Raw genomic sequence first — 2,829 nt, 5'->3', positions numbered from 1 at the left:
TTGTAATCTAATTCTGTATCGTTAATTTTTTTTAAGATTTGTTGATGGCTTTCGCATAATCTGCAGCTTTCTATTTGTGAGTATATTAGATCTTTTTGCCAATGAGCATTAAACAATCTACACTCTGGTTTATTACAAAATGCCTCTGCTGTTTCATAATAAAATATTGCTTGTAGTAGATATCCTTCTATGATTTTTGATAGTCTAGAATCATTGTATTCCAGGTATGTTCCTTTGTACTTTTGTTTAATGGTATCAACATTTATGCCCTGAGTGTAATTTGCCATCAATTCTAAATAATATTCTCTTGGCTTTGCAGGAGCTTCAATTATTCCAGTAGTGGAAATTATTGAAGGATTGGCTCCAATTAAGGCCCTTCCATGATATCTGTAATCATTATAGTCATAAGTGCATGTTAGTTTGTTTGTAAAGAATATGTGGAATGAATCTGAATCTCCATCTGGGATTAATTCTGTTAGAATTTTTTGAAGTTCAAATCCATCATACATGATAATATTTTCTGTTTTTGAAGTATTCTTGATGTTTTCTTGCTCAAACATAATTTCATCTCTATTTGGAATGTGTCTCTCAAATGGTTTTATGAGATTAAAAATTCTGCAGGATGCAATTTTTTTAGCAGTATCCTTTTTTGAGTATTTTAAAATATTTTCTCTTTTTTCTACTTGTACTGTAAATGTTTGTTTTAGAAAATCAACTAGCCTTTCTAATTGAATTTCTGAAATAGCAGGTTCATCATACAGAAATATTTTTGAAATCTTCAATGATTTGATAAACTATCGATTGTTTATCTTTCTAACTCTTTGATTTTCTCTGCAGTGATTTCAGCAGCTCTTCTGCCTGAAAATAACATTGAGCCATACGTTGGACCCATTCTTGCCAATCCATGTGTTTCAGTAACTGACATTCCTGCCGCAACTAATCCTGGATATACTTCTCCTGTTTTGTGAACCACGTGTTCTTCACCTTCATTAACATACATTGGATTCATTCCCTTCCACTCTACTAATCCTCTATCTACTAGTCTTTTTACTGCAACAGAATCATGACCTGATGCATCAATGACCATTTTTGCTTCTAGTGCAATTGGATCAACACATGTAATGTTTCTTGGCAATGCAGAAACTGGCATCCAATTAACAACAATTCCTGTAACTCTGCCATTTTTCATTACTAAATCATCAAACTTTGTAAGATTAAGAAATTTCACTCCTGCATCGCATGCTGCTGCAATCAACTTTGAAACTGCATGTGGTCCTGGTGTTAAGTACAATCCTTCTGAAACTTTTTTGTATGGAACTCCTAACTCATCCCATATTTTTTGAGCAGGTTCTCTTACTGTAACTGGATTCATCATGTAGCCTCCTAACCAATAGCCCCCGCCGAGATAGTTATTTTGCTCTACTACCAAAACCTTGAAACCCATATTTGAAAGATCTCTGCTAGCAGTTAGCCCTGCAGGACCTGCACCGATAATTATTACATCTGATTGTGCCCTATCGATTAAAACTGCATGCCATTCGTTTGCAATTGCACGAGTAATCTCCACTTCACTAACATCTGTGAATATTTTTTCTGATTTTTCTGCAACCGTGGCTTTTTGCATGAAAAAGATACCTCTGAGAACCAATTAATACTTTACCACATGTTTTTTCCACTTTGGAAACTTATGGTGCTGTTGACTTTATTCTAAAGATTCTCTATGCTTGGAACTATATTTTCAGCTCCATCTATCATTGCAAATTCCAAATACCCACCAATCAAAAGCAATGCTACCACAATTCCTATCTCCACTGATGTGATTAATAACTGCGGTTTTATTGATCTATGTTTGATAATTGCATATATTATCATGTAACTTCTCGAAATTCCCAAAGAATATGCAACTAACTCCATTATTCCAAATGGCGAAAGATACAAAATTGCAAGAGGTGGAAAATTTGCCAATGCAGGAATTGATGTCACAATTGCGGCAAATGCAAAACCAGTTGACCATCCTGCAAATAACCCCCAAACTAATCCAAATCCTGGAATAAACATTGGCAGTGCAATTGTTAAGTTATGAACAAAAATTCCAAATCCATCAATTCCATCAACAAGATTGCTGAATTCATCTAGAAACATGGCAGCGTCTTCTTCATTTACCGTACTAATTGCACCGATTTGGTAAACAGCTGAAAATAACCCCATAAAAATAAAAAAGGCAAAATTCTTTTTTTGTTGAACATTAAACGAACTTCTTTTTTAGATTATTTGAGCATGTCTGTGTTTTTTTCAAAAAGTATTGTTTTCACATCATGATTTCTTAGGAGAACCTAATTCTATGATGAAGTTATTTCTTCAATTAGGAAAATTCCTGTATATTCATGAAATTCTATCACCTAAACTTCCATATATCAAAAATTTATATCATAAACCAAAGAACTTTCTATTGAATTGACAATATCTAATCTTAAGCAGGCATATCCAGATTCATCTAAACCTAAAATCAATTGGGCACGTATAGAAGAGGCAGAGAATTTTGCAAAAACTGTAAAGTTGTATCATCAAGGAAAATACGACGAAGACAGCTTTAGACGATTCAGACTGCAACATGGGGCATATGGAACTAGAATGACAAGTGATTATGCCATGGTTAGAATTAAACTCCCAGCAGGGGAAATTTATCCAAATCAACTCGAAAAAATATCTCAACTAAGTGAGCAATTCTCTATCGGTAGTGCTCATTTCTCAACTAGAGAAAATATCCAATTACATTGGGTAATTCTAGAGGATGTGTCTGAAATTTTGCGAGGTTTGGCAGAAGTGGGT

3 protein-coding genes and 1 pseudogene are annotated in these 2,829 nt (G+C 34.1%); 1 reads left to right on the top strand and 3 read right to left on the bottom strand.

Translation table 11 applies throughout. The features are described 5' to 3' along the window. The 3 genes from BG20_RS04735 to BG20_RS04725 all read right to left on the bottom strand — a co-directional run. Window positions 1-782: DUF6775 family putative metallopeptidase (locus BG20_RS04735; protein WP_010191558.1), on the bottom strand; the 782-nt coding region annotated here is incomplete at its 3' end. Window positions 783-805: 23 nt separating this feature from the next. Continuing rightward, the gene (locus BG20_RS04730; RefSeq protein ID WP_010191556.1) at window positions 806-1,624 is read right to left on the bottom strand and encodes a sulfide-dependent adenosine diphosphate thiazole synthase; all 819 of its coding nucleotides are present in this window, start codon (window positions 1,622-1,624) and stop codon (window positions 806-808) included. Between the two features lie 83 nt (window positions 1,625-1,707). Continuing rightward, complete coding sequence (locus BG20_RS04725) at window positions 1,708-2,208, bottom strand: hypothetical protein (RefSeq protein ID WP_010191554.1); 501 nt, start codon at window positions 2,206-2,208, stop codon at window positions 1,708-1,710. A 246-nt stretch (window positions 2,209-2,454) separates the two neighbouring features. Between BG20_RS04725 and BG20_RS04720 the strand changes: the two are divergent. Beyond that, a pseudogene (locus BG20_RS04720) lies at window positions 2,455-2,829 on the top strand (nitrite/sulfite reductase); the annotation flags it as partial.

This window comes from Candidatus Nitrosarchaeum limnium BG20, from assembly GCF_000241145.1.
In the GTDB taxonomy this organism is placed as follows: domain Archaea; phylum Thermoproteota; class Nitrososphaeria; order Nitrososphaerales; family Nitrosopumilaceae; genus Nitrosarchaeum; species Nitrosarchaeum limnae.
Note: the sequence above shows the minus strand (reverse complement) of the source record. Positions and strands in the feature narration are given on the sequence as shown.